The sequence below is a fragment of the Bradyrhizobium sp. 23 genome (genome assembly GCF_023073295.1).
GTDB classification, from domain to species: domain Bacteria; phylum Pseudomonadota; class Alphaproteobacteria; order Rhizobiales; family Xanthobacteraceae; genus Bradyrhizobium; species Bradyrhizobium canariense_D.
On the sequence record NZ_JADPJF010000062.1, the window covers coordinates 1 to 1,146 of the forward strand.

The window sequence follows — 1,146 nt, forward strand, 5'->3', positions numbered from 1 at the left end:
CGACAAACTTGCCAGAAACTTCTTGGCCGCCGTCCACCTCGCCGCTCTCGTCGCTTATTGGATCAATTGAGTCTGAACCCTAGCCAAAGGGTCAGTCTTGATTGCTCAAGCTGTGCCGCAGTTCTTTGATATGGTTGACCTTCGTCGAAAGTGCGGGGCTTCCTAACTGACGGCTGACAGCCCCAGTTCGATCAGGTTTGTCAGCCATTCTAAGGTGGGTCTTGCCTCCAGGCCCACCCGGTCAACTTGACCAACTCATGGTTCAAGGTATTGCACAATCGATGGTGCGTCCGCCCACGTCGTTCCCTCCCGGATCGTCTTTTCCAGTCTCGTTTGAGGCGATGGGGACCGAATACCGCATCTCTTGCGTAAGACGCTTGCGCCTCATGCTCTCGTCCTCGCTTGGGCCAGAGAGAGCAAATCGGATTGAGCCCATGGGGCAGATTCCAGACGATTCCTGCATTTCCAAGCCGTGGGCGCCAGATTGATATCGCCGGGGCGCTAACCCGACATAGGCCCGCCTAGCGAGACGGAACGGAGTCAGGCTGCGACAATCTTGTGCCCGCGTGGTCAAGGCCACGGCGATGATGGCGGACCGTTACGCTCATGCCAAGTAGTTCAGCGACATCAGCGGCAATTGCGCATCGTGCGCACCCGGCTCGGCTGGATCATCGGATCATCCTCGATATACGCAACATCGAAGGTCAGCCGGCTTTGGAGGAGGCGTTTGCACTTCGCCCGGCCAGTCGGATCCGCTCGCAGCAGCCACGTGTTCACTCTCAGCCATGTCGCTGAGATGCTCGATGAGGACGAGGAATGGATGGCTGTTCGTAAGCGCTTAGCCGCAACCCTATTGAGGCTGGCTTGACGTTTTGCGGAATCGCCACGGCATGAGGTCTTCGATGCGGCTATGGGGATGGCCGTCGATGATCGTCTCGAGTGTTTCGGCGATGTAGGCGGCCGGGTTGACGTCGTTGAGCTTGCAGGTGGCGACGAGCGACGCAAGCAAGGCCCAATTTTCAGCCCCGACCTCATGTCCGGCGAAGAGCGCATTTTTTCTGATCAGGCAGACTGGCCGGATGGCGTTCTCGACAGGGTTGGTGTCGAGCTCGAGGCGCCCGTCTTCGAGGAAGCGGGTCAGACCTT

The 1,146-nt window shown here is 58.5% G+C and carries 1 protein-coding gene and 1 pseudogene; one reads left to right on the forward strand and one right to left on the reverse strand.

The window, feature by feature from the left end; genetic code table 11:
* Window positions 1–518: 518 nt before the first annotated feature.
* Window positions 519–771: pseudogene (locus IVB32_RS14885) on the forward strand (IS5/IS1182 family transposase); the annotation flags it as partial.
* 79 nt (window positions 772–850) lie between these two features.
* Here the strand turns inward: IVB32_RS14885 and IVB32_RS14890 are convergent.
* Window positions 851–1,146 (reverse strand): transposase domain-containing protein (locus IVB32_RS14890; protein ID WP_247410657.1); only part of this gene is annotated, 296 nt, incomplete at its 5' end.